The 21,721-nt window shown below is 68.4% G+C and carries 15 protein-coding genes; 7 read left to right on the plus strand and 8 right to left on the minus strand.

Translation table 11 applies throughout. The annotated features are described in order from the left end of the window. The first annotated feature begins 415 nt into the window (after window positions 1-415). Window positions 416-2,413 (plus strand): MMPL family transporter, encoded by a 1,998-nt coding sequence (locus QSK15_RS21950; RefSeq protein ID WP_285796042.1) that lies wholly within the window; start codon window positions 416-418, stop codon window positions 2,411-2,413. Between the two features lie 56 nt (window positions 2,414-2,469). Here QSK15_RS21950 and QSK15_RS21955 read toward each other — a convergent pair whose 3' ends face one another. The 3 genes from QSK15_RS21955 to QSK15_RS21965 all read right to left on the minus strand — a co-directional run bounded on the left by QSK15_RS21955 (window position 2,470) and on the right by QSK15_RS21965 (window position 5,830). Further along, window positions 2,470-3,906: a HAMP domain-containing sensor histidine kinase gene (locus tag QSK15_RS21955; protein WP_285796043.1), complete on the minus strand. Its 1,437-nt coding sequence runs from the start codon at window positions 3,904-3,906 to the stop codon at window positions 2,470-2,472. Then, complete coding sequence (locus QSK15_RS21960) at window positions 3,903-4,586, minus strand: response regulator transcription factor (RefSeq protein ID WP_285796196.1); 684 nt, start codon at window positions 4,584-4,586, stop codon at window positions 3,903-3,905. Before QSK15_RS21960 ends, QSK15_RS21955 begins: the two co-directional genes overlap by 4 nt. Before the next feature lie 401 nt (window positions 4,587-4,987). Continuing rightward, window positions 4,988-5,830 (minus strand): aldo/keto reductase, encoded by an 843-nt coding sequence (locus QSK15_RS21965; protein WP_285796044.1) that lies wholly within the window; start codon window positions 5,828-5,830, stop codon window positions 4,988-4,990. A 241-nt stretch (window positions 5,831-6,071) separates the two neighbouring features. Here QSK15_RS21965 and QSK15_RS21970 point away from each other — a divergent pair, with 241 nt between their 5' ends. From QSK15_RS21970 to QSK15_RS21985, 4 genes are all read left to right on the plus strand, one after another. Further along, entirely contained in the window at window positions 6,072-6,653 is a 582-nt protein-coding gene (locus QSK15_RS21970; RefSeq protein ID WP_285796045.1) for a type 1 glutamine amidotransferase domain-containing protein, read from the plus strand. A gap of 303 nt (window positions 6,654-6,956) precedes the next feature. Next, complete coding sequence (locus QSK15_RS21975; protein ID WP_285796046.1) at window positions 6,957-7,877, plus strand: SRPBCC family protein; 921 nt, start codon at window positions 6,957-6,959, stop codon at window positions 7,875-7,877. Beyond that, window positions 7,874-9,049 carry a zinc-dependent alcohol dehydrogenase gene (locus tag QSK15_RS21980; RefSeq protein ID WP_285796047.1) on the plus strand — a complete coding sequence of 392 codons (1,176 nt, stop codon included), beginning with the start codon at window positions 7,874-7,876 and terminating at the stop codon, window positions 9,047-9,049. The genes QSK15_RS21975 and QSK15_RS21980 overlap by 4 nt, the downstream gene beginning before the upstream one ends. A gap of 191 nt (window positions 9,050-9,240) precedes the next feature. Next, on the plus strand, window positions 9,241-9,870 hold the full coding sequence (locus QSK15_RS21985) for a TMEM175 family protein (protein ID WP_285796048.1): 630 nt from the start codon (window positions 9,241-9,243) through the stop codon (window positions 9,868-9,870). A gap of 453 nt (window positions 9,871-10,323) precedes the next feature. Here the strand turns inward: QSK15_RS21985 and QSK15_RS21990 are convergent, their stop codons facing one another. Then, on the minus strand, window positions 10,324-11,238 hold the full coding sequence (locus QSK15_RS21990) for a helix-turn-helix transcriptional regulator (protein WP_285796049.1): 915 nt from the start codon (window positions 11,236-11,238) through the stop codon (window positions 10,324-10,326). A gap of 171 nt (window positions 11,239-11,409) precedes the next feature. Between QSK15_RS21990 and QSK15_RS21995 the strand changes: the two genes are divergently transcribed. Next, entirely contained in the window at window positions 11,410-12,270 is an 861-nt protein-coding gene (locus QSK15_RS21995) for an SDR family NAD(P)-dependent oxidoreductase (protein ID WP_285796050.1), read from the plus strand. A 227-nt stretch (window positions 12,271-12,497) separates the two neighbouring features. Here the strand turns inward: QSK15_RS21995 and QSK15_RS22000 are convergent, their stop codons facing one another. Further along, a complete protein-coding gene (locus QSK15_RS22000; protein ID WP_285796051.1) occupies window positions 12,498-13,415 on the minus strand; it encodes an NAD(P)-dependent oxidoreductase in 918 nt (305 codons plus the stop codon). A gap of 85 nt (window positions 13,416-13,500) precedes the next feature. Between QSK15_RS22000 and QSK15_RS22005 the strand changes: the two genes are divergently transcribed. Further along, entirely contained in the window at window positions 13,501-13,881 is a 381-nt protein-coding gene (locus QSK15_RS22005) for a winged helix-turn-helix transcriptional regulator (RefSeq protein WP_285796052.1), read from the plus strand. Window positions 13,882-14,300: 419 nt separating this feature from the next. On the opposite strand, the gene QSK15_RS22010 is transcribed toward QSK15_RS22005, so the two are convergent. The 3 genes from QSK15_RS22010 to QSK15_RS22020 all read right to left on the minus strand — a co-directional run bounded on the left by QSK15_RS22010 (window position 14,301) and on the right by QSK15_RS22020 (window position 21,395). Then, window positions 14,301-19,718 (minus strand): ThuA domain-containing protein, encoded by a 5,418-nt coding sequence (locus QSK15_RS22010; RefSeq protein WP_285796053.1) that lies wholly within the window; start codon window positions 19,716-19,718, stop codon window positions 14,301-14,303. A gap of 94 nt (window positions 19,719-19,812) precedes the next feature. Beyond that, window positions 19,813-20,004, minus strand: a complete 192-nt coding sequence (locus QSK15_RS22015; RefSeq protein WP_285796054.1) for a hypothetical protein — start codon at window positions 20,002-20,004, stop codon at window positions 19,813-19,815. A gap of 692 nt (window positions 20,005-20,696) precedes the next feature. Then, window positions 20,697-21,395 (minus strand): suppressor of fused domain protein, encoded by a 699-nt coding sequence (locus QSK15_RS22020; protein WP_285796055.1) that lies wholly within the window; start codon window positions 21,393-21,395, stop codon window positions 20,697-20,699. Between the last annotated feature and the right edge of the window lie 326 nt (window positions 21,396-21,721).

The raw sequence follows: 21,721 nt of genomic DNA on the forward strand, positions 1-21,721 counted from the left end.
GGGGAGCCATCCACCGCTGACGGGCTAGCTGTCGGCGGCCGAGCACCGCCGCCGCACCGACCAGCATCGCCACCCGCTGACGGTAGCGCGAGTTCCAGCGCACTGACCCACGCCCGACGGCCTGGCTGTCGGTGCCCGCACGGACCGGGCGGACGCCGACGCGTTGCTCGTCCGGGAGGGCCGTTTTAACAGTCGTCTCAGATTCGCTCGGTACGAAGTCGGCATCAGATAAGCGATGTGACCCGTATCGAGGAGGCTAGTGATGGCAGTCAACGCAGCGCCGTCCGGGGAAGCACCGGCCGGTCGGTTGGCAGGCCGGTGGGTGCCGTGGTTGATGATTGGCTTGTGGGTGGCGCTGGCGGCGGTCATGGTGCCGTTGAGCGGGAAGTTGAGCTCGGTCACTACCGACAGAGCCGTGGACACCCTGCCGGCCGGCGCCGAGTCCACCAAGGTGGCGGTGCTGGAGGACGGTCTCCCCGGCGGTGAGGACAACACGTTCGTGTTCGTGTACCACCGCGCCGGCGGCATGACCGACGCCGACCGCGCGACGGTCGAGCGCCACTACAACACCCTTGCCAAGCGGTACCCGCCGAAGGTGGCGGCCCCGGCCGGCGAGGACGACGAGGGCCCGCCGACGAGACTCTCCACCAACGGCAGGGCGATGATGTTCACTCTCGACGTGAGCACGACCTACGGCGCACCGGAGGCCATCGTCGGCCCGTTGCGTGAGGCCGCGAAGGACCGCCCCGCCGGCCTGGAACTGGACGTGACCGGTCCAGCCGCGGTCGACGGCGACATGGACGCCGTCTTCGATGGCATCGACCTGCAGGTCTTCCTTACCACCGTTATCGTCGTCACGCTCCTGCTCATCCTCACCTACCGCAGCCCGGTGTTGTGGTTCATCCCGCTGGTGGTCGTGAGCGCGGCGGCACTGACCGCGATGGCGACCGTCTACCTGCTCGTCAAAGGCTTCGGCATCGTGGTCAACGACCAGAACTCGGCGCTGCTGACGATCCTGGTATTCGGTGTCGGCACGGACTACGCGCTGTTGCTCATCGCTCGATATCGGGAGGCACTGCACCACCACGAGAACATCCGGGTTGCGATGGTCCACGCGTTGCGCGGCGCGGCGCCGGCGATCGTCGCGTCCGCGGCCACCGTGGTCGCCGGCCTGCTCTGCCTGCTCGTCGCGGACCTGAACAGCACCAGCGGGTTGGGCCCGATCGGTGCGGCCGGCATTCTGTGCGCGCTGGTGGCCATGCTGACGCTGTTCCCGGCGGTGCTCGTGGTGCTCGGCAGGCGGATCTTCTGGCCGGCCATCCCGCGGTTCAGCACGACGGTGGAAGAGAAGCCGGGGCTGTGGGGGCGGCTTGGCACCGCCATCAGCCGCCGCCGGTGGGTGGCGACGCTCGGCTCACTCGGAGTCCTCGGCGTGCTCGCCCTCGGGCTGGCGGGCAATACCGGCGCCCTGCGGGAGCAGGACCAGTTCCTGTCCGCGCCGGAGTCGGTCACCGGCTTCACCGTTCTCCGCCAGCACTTCCCGGAGCTCGGCGGCCAGCCGATGACGATCTTCACGCGGCCTGCGTACCAGGAGCGGGTGCTCGACATCGTCAAAGGCACCCCCGGTGTGGCCCTGGCTATCCCGGGTCAGGCCAAGGGTGGCTGGGCCGACATCTCCGTGTTCCCGACGGACGCGCCGGACACCGTCGCCGAGTACGACACGATCAAGCGAGTGCGCACCGCCGTGCACGCGGTCAGTGGGGCGGAGGCGATCGTCGGCGGGCCGAGTGCGGAGAACCTCGACACCGAGGTAACCACGACCCGCGACGAGAAGCTGGTGATCCCGCTGGTGCTCGCCGTCGTCCTGATCGTGCTCGGGCTGCTGCTGCGCGCGGTCGTGGCCCCGTTGGTCCTGATGGCCACCGTGGTCGTCTCATTCGCCGCAGCCTTCGGCGGCAGCGTGTTCGTCTTCGACACGATCCTCGGGTTCAAGGGCATCGACTATTCGGTGCCGCTGCTGGCATTCCTGTTCCTGGTGGCGCTCGGCGTCGACTACAACATCTTCCTGGCCAGCCGTGCCCGCGAGGAGGCCGCGCGTCTCGGCACCAGAAGAGGCATGCTCAAAGCCCTCTCCGCCACCGGTGGCGTCATCACCTCGGCAGGCCTGGTCCTGGCGGCCACGTTCGCGGTCCTCGTCTCACTTCCGCTGGTGATGCTGATCGAGGTCGGGTTCCTGGTCGCCTTCGGCGTGCTGCTCGACGCCCTGCTGGTGCGATCGGTCCTGGTGCCCGCCCTCACCCTGCTGATCGGCCGGCGGATGTGGTGGCCGAGCCGGCTGTCCCGACCGGTGGAGCCGCCGGACGGGCGACAGCCGCTCGCCGACGACGAGGAGGACCCCGCGCTGCAACGGTGAGCGCGGCGGCACGGGCGAGATTCGGGACGGAGCCCCAGGCCCGTCCCGGATCTCTTTCATGTCCCGGCGGTGGGCGGCGTGATTCGACCAGGCGGGGCCGCAGCCTGAAGGTCGACTCGGAGCAGCGCGCCACCGCGTGCGGAGCGGGTGACGGTGGCCCGGCCGCCGTGGGCGTCGACGACCCGCTGCACGATCGACAGCCCGAGACCGGATCCTGGCAACGCCCGGGCGCTGTCGGCACGGTAGAACCGGTCAAATACCCGGGGTACGTCGGCGGCGTCGATGCCCGGCCCGGCGTCGTCGACCTCAAGCACCGCCGACGCGCCCTCGGCACGGAGCCGGACCTGGACCGGCCGGTCCGCGGGGGACCATTTGCCGGCGTTGTCGATGAGGTTGAGCACCGCCCGCTGGAGCGCAGCGGGACGGCCGCTCACCCACACGGGGGTGAGGTCGAGCGCGATCTCGATATCGGGCACGCGGGAACGCGCCCGGGTCGCGGCGGCCACCACCACGTCGGCGAGGTCGAGCAACTCGGTGTTCTCGTCGGTGACGTCACCGCGCGCCAGGTCGGTCAGTTCGGCGGCGAGGGTACTCAACTCGGCTACCTGGGCGCCGAGGTCGTTGAGCAGCCGGGTCCGGCTCTCCGCCGACAGTGCGCTGTCCAGGGTGCCGCGCCGATCGAGCCGGATCAGCAGCTCGACGTTGAGGCGCAGGCTGGTGAGCGGGGTCTTGAGCTCGTGGGCGGCGTCCTCGGCGAGCAGCCGCTGGGCCCGCCGGGAGTCTCGGAGCGCGGCGAGCATGTCGTTGATCGACTGGATCAGCCGCCGGATCTCCCCGCCGCCCTCATCCGGGATGTCGGCGTCGAGATCCCGGGTGTGCGCGACACGTTCCGCGGCGGCGGTCAGCCGGTCGATCGGTGCCAGCCCAGTGCGCGCCACTGTCCGCCCGACAAGGGCGCCGCCGACCACGCAGAGCAGTCCGATCAGCAGCATGCCGAACCCGAACTGGTTGATCGGGCTGTCGTCGACGACGCGGGCCATCTGGACCGCGCCGTCGCCCGCCCGGAGCGTGTAGATGAGGTAGCCGTCCTCGTCGATGTCGTTCGACTCCATCAGGTCGGTCGATGCACCCTGCGCCACGCGCCCGGCGTGCTCGCTGACCGGGGGCAGCGTGGGTTGACCGGCCGGCGTCCGGGTCGAGCCGTCGGGCAGGACGACCCGCACCAGCGGACCGGATCCGGGGTACGGCGGTAGCGGGACCTGCGCCAGACCAGCGCGCTCCGCGTCCGTAGCCAGCACGCCGGAGTCGACGCGCAGCTGATCCTCGGCGGTGTCCCGCAGCTCCCCGTCCAGCAGCTCGCTGGCCACCTGGAAGGCCATGAACACGCTGACGGCGATGGCCGTCGCCGCGATCACCGTCAGCCTGGTCCGCAGGGACCGCCGGCGCCACCATCGGGTCAGCCGGTGCGCTGCCCGGCCAGCGAACCTACTCACGGAGGAGTCTCCCGTAACGTGTATCCCAGGCCGCGCAGCGTGTAGATCAATCGCGGCTCACCCTCGGCCTCCATCTTGCGGCGCAGGTAGCTCACATACACCTGGAGGTTGTTGGCGGTGGCGCTCATGTCGAAGCCCCAGATCGCCTCGAACAGCGCGTCGCGGGTCAACACCCGGGTCGCGTTGCGCACGAGGACCTCAAGGAGGGAGAACTCGGTCCGGGTCAGGCGCAGCGGTCGCCCGCCACGCCACGCCTCGAACCTGTCGGGATCGAGCCGGACATCGGCGAACGACAGTACCTGTGACTCCCCGTCGCCCGGCGTACGCCGGCGCAGCACGGCCCGCACCCGGGCCAGCAACTCCTCGGTGGCGAACGGCTTGGGCAGGTAGTCGTCGGCACCCGCGTCCAGCCCTGCGACCCGGTCCGAGACCTGGTCACGAGCGGTCAGCATCAGCACCGGCAGATCCCGACCCGCCGCCCGCAGCCGCCGGCAGGTCTCCAACCCGCCGAGGCGGGGCATCATCACGTCGAGGATCAGCAGATCCAGTGCGTCGCCGCCGGCCCCACCGACCCCGTCGAGCACGGCGAGACCGTTGGCGACGCTGATGGTGTCGTAACCCTCGACCTGGAGCACCCGCTCCAACGACTCACGGATGGCCGCGTCATCATCCGCGATCATGATCCGCACGCCGATGCACCCCGTTCCAGTCGATGCTTTGCCGCTCATGGTCCCCGATCAACCTGAGGCCAGGATTAAAACCCGCACAGCAAGATCCCCGCCCAACGGGACGGGAATCGCTCGAAACGCGAGGAGGAATCACGCTCCTCGGGGAAATAATGCGTCCGAGGGCAACACGACCCTCTGTCCTACCGCCGTTGACGCTCGGCGCCCCTCTGAGGCTCGCGGAGACTGGCCATGCTGAGGAGCACCGGTGACCTCTCGCGAACGGCCACGCCCAGAGATCGTCGTGGAACTGGTAGCAACCCCACCGGACCAACCGGCTCGGCTGACCGCAAGGCTCGCTGCGGGGCTGGCCCGGCGGCTGCGCCGGCGAAGCCTCCGAGAGACGGCCGCTGGCCCTACAACATCTCCAATGGTTGTGGGCCGGTAGGTGGCGGGAATGCCATGTCGAGTGCCGTGATGTCCTCCTCGGTCAGGTGCAGGTTGCGCGCTTCCGCGTTCTCGCGGGTGTGTTCCGAGTTGGACGATCGAGGGATGGCCGCAATCGCGTCCTGCCTCAGAACCCAGGCCAGCGCGACCTGAGCGGGCGTCGCCCCGTGCCGCGCGGCGACCTGCGCGACCTGGTCGTGGCCGAGTAGTCTGCCCTGCTCGATCGGGGAGTACGCCATCACCGGAATCCGGTGTTCACGGAGCCAGGGCAGCAGGTCGTACTCGGGGCCGCGGCGAGTGAGGTTGTACAGGATCTGGTTGGTCGCGCAGTCGTTTCCGCCCGCCTCGAGCAGCTCGGTCATGTCGGAGAGGTCGAAGTTGCTCACGCCCCACTGTCCGATGTCGCCAGCGTCGACGAGTTCGGCGAACGCCTCGATCGTTTCCGCGAGTGGATGGTTGCCGCGCCAGTGCAGCAGATAGAGATCGACGTGGTCGACGCCGAGTCGTTGCAGACTACGGCGGCATGCCTGCACGGTCCCCTGGCGGCTGGCGTTGGACGGCAGCACCTTGTCGACCAGGAACACATCGCCGCGTCGTCCGACAATGGCCTCGCCAACAAGTTCCTCGGAGGCGCCATCGCCGTACATCTCCGCGGTGTCGATCAAAGTCATACCCAGGTCCAGGCCAGCGTGCAGCGCGGCCAACTCATCCCGTCGCCTCGCGGGACGCTCACCCAGGTACCACGTGCCCTGGCCGAGCACGGGCATGGTCTGGCCGGACGGCAGTTCGATCGACGCGGTAGGGAGAGTCATGTCGGCCTTTCCCGGGCCTCGGCGCCAGTGGGGTCAGTGCGCGTTACCCGCATCAACAGGAAGCAGTCTCCGTAGGGCGACCTTTCCTCCACGCAGACCTGCCCGGTCGGCGAGCAGGCCCATCCGTCCGCCCGTGCGCGGCCTTCGATGATCTGTTTCCCGGTTCTGACACCGGGAAGGCGATCGCGAGCGAACGATGCGCCGCCGACGGGGCGGCGCCGCAAGGGGAAGGCCGCCAAGAATGGCGCAGAGCCAGCAACGACTGACCGGCAGACGAATCGCCTGTCTCGCCGCCGACGGGGTGGAGGACGTGGAGTACACCCAGTCCCGGGCCGCCGCAGAGCAGGCCGGCGCCGAGGTCCACCTGATCTCACTGGAATCCGGTGAGATCCAGTCGATGAACCAGGACATCAACCCGGCCAACCACTATCGGGTGGACCGGACCGTGAACGAGGTCAGGGCGGCCGACTACGACGCCCTGCTGTTGCCGGGCGGGACGGTCAACCCCGACCGACTCCGGATGAACCCACAGGCAATGGACTTCGTCCGGGCGTTCTTCCAGCAACAGAAGCCGGTAGCGGCGATCTGCCACGGCCCGTGGTCGTTGGTCGAGACCGGCATGGTCAACGGCCGGACCGTCACCTCGTTCCCCAGTCTGCGGACCGACATCCGCAACGCGGGCGGGAACTGGGTGGACCAACAGGTACAGGTTGACAACGGCCTGGTCACCAGTCGCAACCCCAATGACCTTCCGGCCTTCTGCGCCAAGATGGTCGAGGTGTTCGCTCAGGGCGAGAACGTCCGCCAGATGGCGACGGCCTGACGCGGCGGGGCTCAGGATTCGGCGGATCGGGCCGGACCTGGGCCCTCACAGCGGTGGCATCCCTGACGCCGCGCTGAGCAGCGGAACAGGGATCACCTCTATATCGCGACCGATGCGCGGATTGAGGTGGTTTCCGAGGGGTATGCGGGCCTCTATGGGTTGCATACCGGACTTCCACGGGCCGGAATGGCTCGGCCGGGGTGCGACCGGATACGGAGGCTACCCGTGACTCAACTGGCAACCCGAGAGGCCGCCCAGGTCAGGCGGGAAGACGTGCGACGGCGAGGGCGCCGGCTCGGCTGGATGAGTCTCGGTCTGGGGGTGGCACAGCTGGCAGCACCGGGCACGGTGCGCCGGATCAGCGGGGTGGACGACTCCGCGACCTCCCAGGCCGTGGTGCCACTGGTCGGGGCGCGGGAGTTGGTCCATGCAGCCGGACTCCTGACGAGCCGGCGCAAGGGCATCTGGGCGTGGACCCGGGTCGTGGGCGACGCGATGGACCTGGCCTCTCTCGGGGTGGCCATCGCCCACCGTAGCGGGCACCGCCGGCGTCGCCTCGTCGGTGTCACCGGCGCCATCGTCGGGATCACGGTGGTGGACCTGCTGACCGCCGTGCAGGCCACCCGCGTCACGAGGAGCGGTTCGGCGCCGGCGGTAGGAGGCCCACGCGAAGGAGGATTCATGGAGCTGACAGCCACGACAACTATCCGCAAACCCCCGCCCACGGTCTACGCGTTCTGGCGTGATCTGGACAACCTCCCCACGTTCATGGCACACCTTGAGACGATCCGCGTCACCGGCGACCGTACGAGCCACTGGTCCGCCAGCGCGCCCTTCGGCACGAACGTCGAGTGGGACGCGGAGATCATCGACGAGTCACCCGGGGAGAAGATCGCGTGGCGGTCCACTGGGAACGCCGACGTGCCGAACGCCGGCACGGTCCGGTTCGTGCCCGCCCCGGATGGGGTCAGCACCGAGGTGCACGTCGTCATGTCCTACGACATCCCTGGCGGCCCGGTCGGCAAGGCCGTCGCCAGGTACTTCGGTGAGGAACCGCACCAGCAACTCGACGACGACCTGCGCCGGCTCAAGCAGGTGCTGGAGACCGGGCAGGTCGTCCGATCCGAGGGCGCCCCGTGGGGCAAGCGGGCCCGCAAGGAGTTCCCGCAGCGTCCGGCGCAACCGCTGTCGGACTCCGAGCTCGCGAAGGGGGCAGACGCGTGAGGGCGAACACCTGGGCGGGCCGCAACAAGGTCAAGGTCCGTGACGTACCGGACCCGAAGATCCTCAACGATCGCGACGCCATCGTACGGATCACCTCCACCGCGATCTGCGGCTCGGACCTCCACCTGCTCGACGGGTACGTGCCCACGATGCAGGACGGCGACGTCATGGGTCACGAGTTCATGGGCGAGGTGGTGGAGGTCGGCCGGGGCGTCGACCCAGGTCGGCTGCGCGTCGGGGACCGGGTCGTCGTGCCGTTCCCGATCGCGTGCGGCGCGTGCGGTGCCTGCGCCGCCGAGTTGTACTCCTGCTGCGAGAACTCCAACCCCAACGCGGGCATCGCGGAGAAGATGTTCGGCCACCCGGTCGCCGGAATCTTCGGCTATTCGCATCTGACCGGGGGCTTCGCCGGCGGTCAGGCGCAGTACGCGAGGGTTCCGTTCGCCGACGTCGGTCCCCTGAAGATCGAGTCCGATCTCACCGACGAGCAGGTGCTGTTCCTCTCCGACATCCTGCCCACCGGCTACATGGGCGCCGAAATGTGCGACATCCAGCCCACCGACGTGGTGGCGGTGTGGGGTGCCGGGCCGGTCGGACAGTTCGCTATGGACAGCGCCCGGGCGCTCGGCGCCGCGAAGGTCATCGCCATCGACAAAGAGCCGTACCGACTGCAAATGGCCGAACGTGCGGGCCACACGCCGGTGAACTTCGAGGATGTCGACGTGCGGTCCCGGCTGCTCGAGCTGACCGGCGGACGGGGACCGGACAAGTGCATCGACGCCGTCGGCATGGAGGCCACCCACGGTGCCGCGCACGTACACGCGTACGACCGGATCAAGCAGGCGGTCCGTTCGGAGACCGAGCGACCGCACGCGCTACGCCAGGCGATCCTGTCCTGCCGCAGCGGCGGCATCGTCTCGGTGATCGGTGTGTACGGCGGCTTCCTCGACAAGTTCCCGGCCGGGGCGTGGATGAACCGGGCGCTGACCCTGCGTACCGGCCAGTGCCACGTGCAGCGCTACATGAAACCGCTGCTGCAGCGCATCGAACGAGGGGAGATCGACCCGACCCGGGTCATCACCCACACCCTGCCGCTCGACCAGGCAGAACGCGGCTTCGAGATCTTCAAGAACAAGCAGGACAACTGCGAGAAGGTCGTCCTCAAGCCCTGACACACCCGCATCCGGCCACCGCGTAACGCGGCGGCCGGATGCGGAGTCTGTCCGCGGGCACCATCTTCTGGGGGCGGTCTGCATTCGCAACCTCAGGTGTCCATTCGTTTGCCACAGACAAGCCTGGGTAGGCGCATTCGGTGAGCGGGCCAGAAGCAGACCTAGGCACTCGGTCAGACACCAGCCGCGCCGTGGCGTTCAGCGACGCCATCTTCGCCATCATCATCACGCTTCTGGTCCTGGACCTCCGGGTGCCGGACGTTCCTCCTGGCCGCCTCCTGTCTGGCCTCCTCGACCAGTGGCCGTCGTACGTCGCGTATCTCGCCTCCTACTCGTATGTGGCCGTCGTCTGGCTCAACCACAAGGCGGCGTTCAACCGCATCCAGCAGGCCGATCGCGGCCTGCACTGGAGGAACCTGTTCGTGCTGTTCAGCACGGCGCTGCTGCCGTTCCCGACCATCGTCGTGTCGGATGCGCTGCAGGAACACAACAACACGGACCAGCGGGTGGCCGTTGCCTTCTACGCGTTGATCGGCGCGTTGCTGTGCGCGACGTGGCTGGCCTTTTTCCACTACCTGGCACGGAACCCCGACTTGCTGAAGGAACAGGTTAAGGACGCCTTCTTTCGCGTCGAGCGGGTCCGTGCCCTCACCGGGGTCGTCCTGTACATCCTCGCGGGGTTGGTCGGCTACCTGGCCGCACCGTTGATCGGCCTGGCCATTTTTCTCATTCTGCCCGTCTTCTACGGCATCACCAGCGCTGGCCTGTACCAGTCGCAGGCGACCCGACGTATCACCCACAGGCCTCCGCCAACAACCTGAGGGAGGGCCAACCACCCACCGAAGATGGACATCGTTCCGGCTAGACCGCGCAACCGCCGAAGACCTGTACGTCGTGTTATGCGAGGCCGGCGAGCACTCTGTAGCCGGCGCAGCCATCACTTCGCCCACCACAGAGGAGACCGAACGACTCCAATCAGTGGGGATTTCGGGAGCGCATCAAAGTTCCATAGGAAAACTCAAAGGCCAGGGTTTTCGGGGGGGGTGAACGGGGAGCCCACAACCCGCAGACAATCATGATCGAAGTGCATGAGAAGGCCGTCCCACCCGCACGGGCGGTACGCGCCCCGGCGGTCGCGGCATGACCTCGCTCGCGCAGCACGTCCAGGACATGGGCACCGATCAGAGCACTGCCACCCGCCACAGGAATTCGCACGCTGGATCATCCACGGTGGAGACCACTGATTGTCGAAGGGCGATCGACGCCCGTCGGAATCAGGCTGACCCCGGAGAGCTGGTTGGGCTGTCCTCGATCTGAGCGGGAGCGGCCGTGGCTGCGCCGGTCGTGGGGGCGTACCGCTGCTGTGTCGCCCAGAGCGCGAGCAGGCGCAGGTTGTCGTGTGAGCTGCTGCCGGGATCCGTGGTGTAGATGAAGAGCGTCTGGTCGTCGTCGCCGGGTAGTGCCAGCGCCTCGTATCGGATGGTCATCGGTCCCACGGCGGGGTGGACCATGTGCTTGGTGCCGTGGGTCCGCTCGTGCACCCGGTGGTTGTGCCACCACGTGCGGAACTGCGGGCTCTTGATGGTCAGCTCGCCGACGAGTTCGTTGAGCTGCGGGTCGTCGGGGTTCCGGCCGGCGTAGAGGCGCAGCGTGCCCACGACGTCAGCCGCCACGGTGGCCCATTCGGGGTAGACCTCGCGGGCGCCGGGGTCGAGGAGGACCCAGCGCGTGTAGTTGCGGTCGCGGGGTGGCAGTTGGGTCCAGTCGGTGAGGAGGGCGCGCGCCAGCAGGTTCGACGCGAGGATGTCGGTGCGGCGCCCGACGATGAAGGCCGGGTGGTCGACCATCGAGGCGATCATCTGGTGCATCGCCGGCCGGACCCGCTGGCCCGGCACCTGCCCTGCGCGGTGCCGGGCCGGCCGGGCCAGGTCGACAAGGTGAGCCCGGGCGGCCGCGTCGAGGTGGAAGACACGGCCCAACGCGTCGATGACCGCCTCCGACGGACTGCTGTGGCGACCCTGTTCGAGTCGGGTGTAGTAGTCGACGCTCACCCCGGCGAGCTGAGCCACCTCCTCCCGGCGCAGGCCGCGGACGCGTCGCCCCGGCAGGGGGAGGATTCCCGCTGCCTCCGGCGTCGTGTCAGCCCGGCATTTCCGCAGGAAGCCGGCCAGTTCTGTGCGTCGCACCATGCCACCAAGGATGCCGCGCGCGGCGAGCCGCGCCCAGGGGCTGGGTGGGCATGTCGTTCCCAGGTACGGCTGGGCCTGGCCAGAGGTGTTCGGCTCGCCCGCACGGCAGCAGCATGAAATGCGTTTCCGGCAGGGCGCAGCGCTGCCAACCCAGTCACAAGGAGAACACCGATGTCGTACCCCACCACCCGGCCCGCCACCTGGTTCGTCACGGGCGCCTCCCGGGGCCTCGGCCTGGAGTTGGTCAAGCAGCTCCTCGAGCGCGGTGACAACGTCGCGGCGACGACCAGGTCGGCCGAGCGTCTCGACGCGGCCCTGGGATCCGTGGACCGGGCCCGGCTGCTGCCACTTGAGCTGAACCTCGCGGACGAGCCGGCGGTCGCGGCGGCGATCCGCTCCACCACCGACCGTTTCGGCGCGATCGACGTGGTCGTGAACAACGCCGGCTACGGCTTCCTCGCCGCCATCGAGGAGGTCACCGACGCCGACGTCCGGCAGATGTTCGACGTGCAGATCTTTGGGCTCTGGAACGTCCTTCGTGCGGTACTACCGTCCCTGCGCGCCCAGCGCAGCGGTCACATCATCAACATCTCCTCGATCCTCGGTCTGACCTCCTTCCCGGGCTGGGGTCTCTACTGCGCCGGGAAGTACGCCCTGGAAGGGCTGACCGAGTCACTGGCCGCGGAGGTCGGCGATTTCGGCGTGCAGGTCAACCTCGTTGAGCCCGGCTACATGCAGACCGATTTTCTGCGTACGCACTCCCTTGGCCTGCCGTCGACCACCGTGTCCGGCTACGAGTCGATCCGGGAGATGACCGAGGCGCACCTCGCGATGCCGGGCACCCAGCTCGGTGACCCCGTCCGAGCCGCAACCGCCATCATCGAGGTGGCGCTCTCGGGTGATGCTCCTCTGCACCAACTGCTCGGCTCGGACTCCTACTCGCTGGCCAAGGCTCGGATTGATGCGCTGACCTCCGACGTGGAGGCGGGCCGCGAGCTGGCGTACACGACGGACATCCCGCAGCACAGCTGAGGGCTCTCCGCGGCCTCCTGGCGTTGCCCGGCCTGGTCTCACTGTCCAGGCCGGGTCCGCCGCCGTTCAGCCGGTGAGGAGTCGGTAGCTGTCGCCCTTCATAGCGCCCGGCTGGCGTCGCTGCCGTTCAGATAGCTGGTGAGGTGCTGGGTCAGGATCGCCGGATCCCGATGTCGCCGCCGCCCGCCGCGCCTACGGCGAACGACGGCAAGGCCGCGTCCCGCAAGTCAGGTGATGAGACGACGGGGCTTGTCCCGTGGTTCACGGATGCTGTCGATGATGCGGGTCCAGTTGTCGCCACCGTGCCCGTTCTCGATCGCATGCCGGTAGTGGGCTCGCACGGCCAGGGGAAGCGCGAGGTCGAGGCCCAGTGTCGTGCTGGTCTCGACGATGTGGTCGGCGGTCGCGCCCATCATGGTGACCGTGCTGAGATCGCCGGGGTGTTCTCCAACGTCCAGCGCGGCGCCGGGGGTTTCCTCGCCGGCGCGGAGGATGGCGCCGATCGATTCGGCCGAGGCGATCAGCTCCGGCATTGCCTCCGTGGCCGTCATTCCCGTGGCGCCCAGCATCGCGGTGGCGTGCATCAACGCGGACAGAGTGCCGAGGAATACGGCGAGCTGGGCTTGATACATCATCTGGGCGAGGCCTGGGTCCTCGCCCAGATGGTTCGGCGTGCCAAGCTGGGCCAGCGCCTCTCGGCTGTCGTCCAGCACCTCGCCGGGGCCGCTGTAGTAGACGTATGCCGCGTCGGTGCCGACCATCGGCGCTGGGACCATGACGCCGCCGGTGAGGAAAGCGGCGTCATGGCTCGCCGCCCAGGATGCCGCCTCGCGGCTGCGGTCGGGGGTGTCGGAGCTTAGGTTGACCAACGTCCGGCCGGCGAGAGACGCGACGGCGGGGCCGAGGATGTCGTACATCGCTTGGTAGTCGGTGAGGCTCAGGATGATGAGTTTGCTCGCCTCGACCGCCTCGGCGGGTACAGCCGCGAGCGTCGCACCGTCGGCGACGACGCCCTCGGCCCGGCCGGTGGTGCGGTTCCAGACCGTGACGGGGTGGCCGGCGGCGAGGAGGGTGCGGGTGATCGCCTGCCCCATCGGACCGAGCCCAATCACGGTGACGGCGCTGTTGTGCTGTTGGTTGTTCACCTCTCCATGCTCGGCGACGCTTCACTATTCTCGTAAGTACCCACTAACTTCTGCGGTACTTACCTTTCAGTAAGGGGGGTCAGCGATGACCAAGGCATCCCGGCGCGGGCCTTACATCTGCGGCATCGACGCGGCGCTCGACGTGGTGAGCGGCAAGTGGAAGGGCCTGATCCTCTGGGAACTCGAGGCCCATGGCGTACGCCGTTTCGCGCAGCTGCGTCGAGGGCTGCCCGGAGTGAGCGAGAAGATGCTGACTCAGCATTTGCGCGAGCTCGAGGAGGACGGCCTGGTGCACCGAAAGGTCCACGCCGAGGTGCCGCCGCGGGTTGAATACTCTTTGACCGAGCACGGGCGCACGCTCAACCAGGCGCTCGGGCCGCTCGGCGCCTGGGGGAGCGAGCGGATCCGACGCGAGGCCGCTGAGATGGTCGACGCGACTTCCGAAGACCGCGCAGCTCTGCGCTGATCAGGAGGCGGCGGTGTGTCGAAGCAGCCGGTGGTCCGATCTGCCTCCAGCAACGGGCAAAGACCACACGCTCTGCACTGTGCCCCATCCGCCGCCTGAGCACGCGCGCCCCTACCAACTAGAGGTGGTCGCAGCACGGAGAGCAACGACGGCCCAAGGCGTGGCCCAGGTCCCGCAGAAGAGCGCCCAAGCGCCCGGCTTCCTCGGCGGTGGGCGGATTGATGGCTGTGCGGATCTGCCGCAGACCGGGCGCCGCGCGGCGTCACGCTCGCTTGAGTCAGGTGCCGTCCGGTCCGCAGCTCTACCAAGCAGTTGATCCCTGCAAGAGCTGCGGGATCATCGGGAGAGACCGCCGGAGCACGCCACGCGTGCTCCGGCACCGGTCGAGAGCCGGCTGGCACCGGCTCGCCCTCATCACCTCACAGGCGCGCTCGGAGGTAGGCGCCGGCCGCGAGCAGCTGGGTGCGTGCCTGCTCGTCGGCGACGGCCCGGGCGAAGGCCGCGAACCGGTCGAGGGCGGCCTCGGCCGGCGGCTTCTGCCCGACCTTCGTCATCCGCTCGGCCACCTTGAGGTGAGTTTTCATGGCAGCCGCCGAGTGCGGCAGAAGCAGCCCCTGTTCGCGGTAGCGGTCGATGAGTGCCTCGGTGTTCGCGAACGTCGCTACGACGTCGATGGACGCCGTCGACCCGACGTCGTTGCCGGCCTTGTCGGTCGCGACCACGGTCACCTGGTGGGTGCCGGCTGTTGGCGCGACCGGCGCCGTGACCGGTGTGCCATCGAGGCGTACGACGACAGAGGCGACACCGGATGCCGGGTCCTTCGCCGACGCCGTGATGGGCAACAGCGTGCCCAGTTGGTAGGAGCCGCCGTCGGTCACCCCGCCGAGCGACACCACGGGTGCCGTCGAGTCGACGCGCACCGACACGGCTGACTCCGGCGAGGTGTTGCCCGCCTCGTCGACGGCCCGGAACCGCAGGTGGTGTGTGCCGTCCTCGGTCAGCTTCACCGGCTGCCGGTAGTCGGTCCAGTCGTCGTCGCCCGCGGCGTAGACGACGCCGACCGGGCCGGTGCGGTCGTCCGTGCCGGTGGCCGAGACGGTGACCGGCGAGACGTACCAGCCGTCCTTACCGTTCGGCGCGGACGGGTCTACCGCCACGGACACCGTTGGCGCGATGGTGTCGACAACGCGGAAGTAGTCGAACGCCACAGTGACCGGTGAAACCTGCTCCGGGCCGAGCGCCATCAGACCGAACGACGTCATCGCGGCGTCGTTGGTCACCGGGGCGCCCAGCGACGTCCAGTTGACCCCGCCGTCGCTGATCTCGGCCGAGTAGCTGTTGCCGGTCCGCTTCAGACGCAGGTCGTACCAACCGCTCTCGGTCGCCTCGGCGACGTCGATCGACTGGTTGCCGCCGTTGCCGAACTGCCCGTTGCGTTCCGAGACCAACTCCGCCCGCAGGTCGGTCGGCGAGCCGTTGGCGTTCGTCGCCACCACGTCGAACTTCACGTAGTTGTCGTCGTCGGCGTACACCAGGAACCCGGCCAACTGCCAGCGGTGCAGCATCGTCGGCGTCAGCCGGGTCTGGATGGACCAGTCCCCGTCGGGCAGGTCCTGGAGGATGAAGTTGCGCGGCGAGAGGGTGTTGTCACCGTTGACGTCACCCGGCTGCGTCTGGACGCGCAACTGGCCGCCGGTCACCGTGACCTTTGACGAGTCGTAGCGCACCACGGCGTCCCACCGGCAGCCGTCGAGCGTGGCGCCGTCGAACTCGTCGCTTGGGGCACGTACACCGCCGTTGGTGGGGTCGCAGCCTGGTCCCGGCTCGGGTTCGGGATCCGGTCCGGGGTGGATGGCCTCGGGCACGAGGCTGAACCCGGAGAACTCGGCCTCGCTGGTGGCGGAGGTGCTGTGGGCGGTCACGGCGAGTCCGATGTCCTGCGGGCTCGCCGCGCCGGGCAGCGTCACCGGGTCGCCGGCCCGAGTGAAGGTCACGCCGTCCTTGCTCCAGTAGCCGTGGTACTGGTTGCCGTCGCGGACGATCCGCACCCACGCCGGATAACTCGTCGTGCTGGCGCTGGTACTCGCGTCGAGTTGCCCGTTGCCGTCGGTGTCGCGCAGCCATTCGAAGCCGAGTCCGGCCCGCATCGTCATCGCCGCGTAGCCGGGCGAGGTGCCGGGTTGGGTTATGTCGTTGCGGACGATGAGCCCGGCCTTGGCGGAGGGGTTGGAGTTGGTCTGCCGTTCGATCTTCACCGTGGCGGTCCACTCGGTGCCCGCGGCCGCCGGCAGGTACACCGAGCCGTACTGATCGGTGCCCTGCCACATGTTCCCACCGCCGGAATTGATCATCCAGGTGTCGGTGTCCGGCCGATCGTACGTGGCGTTGGTGTTGCTGAAGGTCTGCCAGTCGCCGTACAGGTCGCCGACCTCCACCTCGACGATGCGGGAGGTGGTGCTGACGCCATTGTCATTGGTGGCGACGGCGGTCAGCCGGTAGCGCTGCTCGGTGGTGGCGTTCCAGGTCACCGCGTACGGTGCCGTGGTGTCGGTGCCGATCGGGGTGTCGCCGGCGAAGAACTCGACCTTCGTGATGGTGTTCTCCGCGTCGCTGGCGTCGGCGGTGACCTGGATCGCCCCGGGCGTCAGGTCGTCGTCGGGGGTCGGGGCGGTCACCGTGACCTTCGGCTTGGTCGTCGGTGAAACGCCCTTCCCATCGGCCTCGATGAAGTTCAGCCGTCGCTCCCCTGGGCCGGGGAAGACCGCGTACAGGGTGAACGTCTCCCCCGGGTCGGTGACCACGACCGGTACGTCCACGTATCGGCCGGCTGCGGTCGCCGGCACCTGGGCGGTGCCGAGAAGGGCGCCGTCGGCTGCGCCGCGGCGCAGCTCCACAATGCCCGCGCTGGTCGCGCTGGAGCGCAGGACCAGCTTGTCGACGCCGTGCAGGTTCACCGGGTCGTACGACGCCCACGCACCGTTCTGACCGGTGATGGCGTTGGCGTGGCCCTCCACATCCCGCGACGGCGCCACGGTGACTCCCTGCGAGGCCTTGAAGAACTCCGCCTCCCGCTGCTTCGGGAACAGCAGGGTGGTGTCCGATCCGGTCAGCGGCGGGATGCCGCCCGGGCCACCGGAGTCGGTATAGCGGCCGTCGAGGGCGTAGAAGACGTTCATGTCGTCGCTGTGCCCGCCACCCAGCGAGGTGGCCATCGAGCCGGTTCGCCCGTGCAACGGCTCGGCGGGGTGAGCATGTTCGTCGTGGCCGAGCGCCGGTTGGATGACCACGTCGGCGTCGTTGATCTGGGTGTCCTCGGCGTCGGTGACCTTCAGGTTCCAGCTGATCTCGTCACCGAAGTCGAAGAATGCGCCGGTCGGCGGCAGCTCGAAGCGCACCTCGGGCCGTTTGTTGCCGACGGTGATCGGCACTGTGGTGGTGCCGGTTCTGCCGTGCGGGTCGGTCACCGTGAGCCGCGGGTCGAAGACGCCATTGCCGGTGTACGTGTGGGTGGGTGCCCGATCGGTCGAGTCGACGGTGCCGTTTCCGTCAAAATCCCACGCGTAGGTCAGTGCCTCGCCCTCCGGGTCGGACGACGGCCCACCGTCGAAGCGCACCTCGAGTGGCGCGGGCCCGGAGTCCGGTGTGGCCGTGGCCTTCGCCTCGGGCGATCGCGAGCCGGAGATGTAGTCGATGCGGTACAGGCCCGAGTTGGGGTTGTCCCGGCCGAAGCCGCCACCCCAGTCGAGCACGTACAGGGAGCCCTCGGGGCCGAACTTCGAGTCGATCGGGGCGAGGAACTGCTCCTGCGGCAGGAACGGGTTGACCTTCTCCACGTTCCCGTTGCTGCTCGGGATGATCGAGTACATCTTGTTGCGGGACCACTCGTAGAAGAACGGCTTGCCGTCGTAGTACGCCGGGAACTTCGTGTCCGATTGCAACTGCGGGTCGTACTGGTAGACCGGCCCGCCCATTGGGGCGAGGCCACCGCCCTGGGGGATGACCGACGGCACGGAGGAGCGCTTGTAGCCGTACCACATCTTGGCGGGCTTGGCCGCCGGCAGCCGGGTGAGGCCGGTGTTGCGGATCGAGTCGTTGACCGGGTTGGCGCAGTCGAAGTACGCGCCGACGGTAACCGGGTTGGTGCGGTAGTCGACGTCGCGGAACGGTTCGTTGTTGCCCATGCACAGCGGCCAGCCGTAGAAGCCGGGTTCGGTGATGAGGTTCCACTCGGCGATGCCGGCCGGGCCTCGGTCGGGGTTGTCGTTGCTGTTGTCCGGCGAGTAGTCGGCCATGCCCAGGGCACCGGTCTGCGGGTCGATCGAGAACCGGAACGGGTTGCGGAAGCCCATCGCGTAGATCTCCGGGCGGGTCTTCTCCGTGCCGGGCGAGAACATGTTGCCGTCCGGAACGGTGTAGGTGCCGTCCGGCTCCGGGTGGATCCGCAGGATCTTGCCGCGCAGGTCGTTGGTGTTGGCCGAGGTCGCCCGCGCGTCGTGGAAGGTGCCGTCTCGCTCGGACAGGGGCGCATAACCGCCGGAGGGCTCGGAGTGCGGGTTCACGTCGTCGCCCACGCCGAGGTACAGATTGCCGTTGAGGTCGAAGTCCAGACCGCCGCCGGTGTGCCCCGGCTCGTCGGGCAGCCGCCGTGCGGGCACCTCCAGCAGCACCTTCTCGCTGGCACGGTCAATCTGTGAGCCCTCGCCCACGGTCAGCCGGGACAGCCGGTTGACGAAGGTGTCCGGGTTCGTGTCGTCGCTGCTCGCCGGCGAGTAGTAGATGTAGAGGTTGCCGTTGTCCGCGAAGTTCGGGTCGAGGGCGATGCCCAGCAGGCCGTCCTCACCGCCGGAGTACACCGGGATGGTGACGGCGGTCGACGTGGTCCGGGTGCGCGGGTCGTACACCCGGATCTCACCGCGGACAAGTTCGGTGTAGAACACCCGCCCGTCCGGCGCGACGTCCATGGCGTAGGGCGCGCTGGTGTTCTGGTCCAGAGGCACGCGCTCGAACTTGTCCCACGTCGTGCCGCCGCAGTCGCCCTGGGCGATGCCGGCGGCCCACTTGACACCGCCGACGATGTGCGGCACGAGCTGCGCTTCACCGGTGTAATGCGCGCCGAAATGGCCCATGCCGGTCATCCAGGCACGGCCGCCGTCGTACGGCTTGCACCAGGAGATCGGGTGGTCGTAGCCCATGGCGTTGCCGCCCGGGTCGTACGTCGTCTCGTCCATCGTGGCCAGCACGTGCGCGTCACCGCGGACATTGAGCGCGTAGTTGTACCACTCGTCGGCGCGCTGCCACCGTTGTGGCAGGTGGCTTGTCGACGGGTGGGTCTGGTCCTCGACGCGGACGGTGCCCGGCAGACCGGGGCTGCTGCCGGTGGCGGCGTGGCCGGGCATCAGGGAGCCGATCATGGTGTCCCACCACGCGTAATTCCCGCGCATGTCGGTCGCGTTGTGGATGGCCACGATGCCGTGGCCGGCCTGCATGTACCGCTCCATCGCCGCCTTCTGCTCGGCGGTCCACGGATCACCGGAGGCCTGGAACATGACCAGGGCGTCGAAGTGTGCGAGGTCATCGTCGTTGAAGATCGACGAGTCCTCGGTGTGCTCGGAGGTGATGCCGGCGTCGGCGAAGGCGGCCTGCAGCACAGGAACGCCCTGCTCGATCGCCTCGGTATGCCGGAACTGGGTGGTCTTGGTGAAGATCAGCACGTGGGCGTCGCCGTGCGCGCCCGGGTGGGCCGCGGCGGGCGCTGGGCTGATCGCGCACATCGCTAGCGCGGCGGCGATCGACATGGCGAGCAACCGTCCCCTCCGGGGACGCCGGGTCACGTTCATGGTGCGGAACCTCCTGGGACGCGTGAGGAACTGATGCTGTCGTGACCGGGCGGCGTGCCGGCACCGTCGGGCTGGATCGCACGCGGGTTCGGGCCTAGGGCATCACCGACCGCAGGAACGTCAGACCGTCCACGGCGATGGCATCCTGGCTGTCGTTCGCCGCGACGAGTTCACGGCCGGGTGGCAGGACAAGACACGACAGCGGCACGAGACCGTGGTCACCGAGCACCTGGGCAGCCCGCTTCGGGTTCCATTCCCCCGAGTTCTCGACGGGGAGTTCGAGCACGTCGTGCTTCGGCGCGCCGGGACGCCTCCGCGTACACCTGCCCCATGAGTCCCGCGCCGACAACCGCCGCACGCTCTGTCAGCTGATCGGAGGTAAGCCCATGGGATGTCGTTGCCAGATCAGCCATAGACATGCGTCGACCCTAGCGGCGACTTCTGTACCAGTCAACGAAAAGTCAGACCAATGCCACGGATAGTTAGACCACCGATGACGAAAGCCCGGCCGACACCAACCGGGCCCCGGACGACGCCGCGCCGCCCGGCGCGTGCCGGCCCGCAGCTCAGACGACGGATCGTCCCGGTCCATGACAATCGATTGAAGCGGCCGAAGGATCGGCCAATGGTGATCAGGTATGCCCGGAGACGTCGGACCTCACCGAGGGTAAGTGGCATGAGGACATCGTCGGATTCGGTGCCTCCTTCTGGACGTGGGCAGTGGTGACGGCGAGGTAGGTGTCGGCGCACAGAATGAGCACGGCGTTCGCACAACAGACCGGCCGCGCCAAGCGAACCTGATCCTGATACCGATCCGTCACGCAGGTCCCGAGACCGGACAGCCAACTGCCAACGCGTCCTCCGTCGACTGATGCGCAACACATGTCCGCCAACCGATCTGCGACAACTTGGGCCAAGCCGATCGCGGCAGAAGCCCTGCTCGGCGAACTTTGGGCCGGTACGTGCAGGGTCGAGCCGTCAGGCGTACGAGGGTCGGCGCGGCTCCAGCAATTCGGTCACGCGGCCACGGTCGAGCACTTCGATGAGTGCGCCTGTGCCATGTTCGATCTTGACCGCTATCTCCTCTGGGTGCAGAGGAATCAGCGCGAGCAACGCGATCTGTATGCCGCCGGGCACCGCGATCGTGCGAGCCTCAGGCGGCACACGCAACATCGGCGTGACAACGACTCCTGCGAACGGGGTGTCCGTGGCGTACGGCTCCGCGGGATCGCCGTTCGGCACGGAATGCCATTCGCCGACCCAGCTCCCATACTCGTGCGGCAGCCGGGCCACCTGCTTGAGGACTCGCAGCGGCCAGCCAGCCGGATCATCGTCCAGCCCGGTCAGCCGAGTCAGCGGCCAGTCCGCCGGCAGGCACAGCATCAGTTCGGCGTACGGGCTGATGCCATGGCCCTCGGGGACCGTCATCGGCAGGTCACTCATCCCAGACGTGACCAGCGTCCGGTAGGGGCGTTCCTCGGTCGGTGCCACGACATAGACATGCACGCCGACCAGGTGCGACGCAATCTCGTGGTAGACGAAATCGACAGGCCCGAAGTGTTCCTCAATGTGCCGGTCGATGGCCTCGGCGAAGCCCTGCTGCGGCCCTTGCGCCGGTACGAACCCGTCATGCAACGGCTGATGACGGAGGACTCCTGACCCGCGCGGCTCGTCCACCACAACACAGCCCAAACCTCAGGCATGGGGGTACGTGTCGGTGGGACTACACGACCCATTGCCCCACAGCCGTTGACGCTCAACGCAACTCTGAAGCTCGCGCAGGCCTAGCTGTGGTGGCCTTTTCGGATAAGCCGAAGAGGTCAGCAGCCAGAAGGGGCTGGACGTCCTTGCCGGTGGGGTCGGCGTCCCGGATAACGGCACGTCGGCTCCCCCGGGGAGTCCGCTCGGGTCGCCTCGAACCGAACCGGTGGCGGCCCAGGTGAGTAACCAGCCGACCAGTCATCCGACTCGACCGGGTGCGGCTGGAGTACCAAAGGGGTTCA

The organism is Micromonospora sp. NBRC 107095 (genome assembly GCF_030269705.1).
Taxonomy (GTDB): Bacteria; Actinomycetota; Actinomycetes; order Mycobacteriales; family Micromonosporaceae; genus Micromonospora; species Micromonospora parva.